The sequence below is a fragment of the Pedococcus sp. P1_H8 genome, from assembly GCF_056405175.1.
Genome location: NZ_JBFUCP010000309.1, coordinates 1 through 415 on the forward strand (window position 1 = coordinate 1; position 415 = coordinate 415).

General features: G+C 67.2%; 1 protein-coding gene. It reads left to right on the forward strand.

Translation table 11 applies throughout. The annotated features are described in order from the left end of the window. The coding region (locus AC1DYG_RS20145; RefSeq protein ID WP_477641611.1) for a hypothetical protein at nucleotides 1–208 on the forward strand (208 nt) is incomplete at its 5' end. Nucleotides 209–415: the final 207 nt, after the last annotated feature.

Below are 415 nucleotides of genomic sequence, written 5' to 3' on the forward strand. Positions count from 1 at the left end.
CGCGTACTGGGTGCGCGGCGGAGCCACCGACGGCGAGTACTTCGTGTTCGGCGACTACACCGGCACGCATGCGATCCGGGCGAGCGACGGGACGATCATGTGGTCGCTTCCTCTGCCGGACGGCGCCGATCCTCGGCAGGTTCAGGTGTCGAGCGCAGGGGGCAGCCTCATGACGTCGTGGCTCGACCACGTGACCGTCTGGAGGTAGCTGCAGCGATGCGCCACCCTACGAGATCGTTCCGGGCACCGGGCGAATAAGCTCCCTGCCCGGCGGTCGCGCTTGACGGCAGCGAGGGTGGCCGGCCACTCTGTGCGCTTCGCCCTGATCGCCCCAGCTTTCAATGACGGCAGTTTCGTTGTTGCCCTTCCTGATCGGCGGCAATGTCGCGCATGTGTTCCGCCAGCGGTCCGTGGT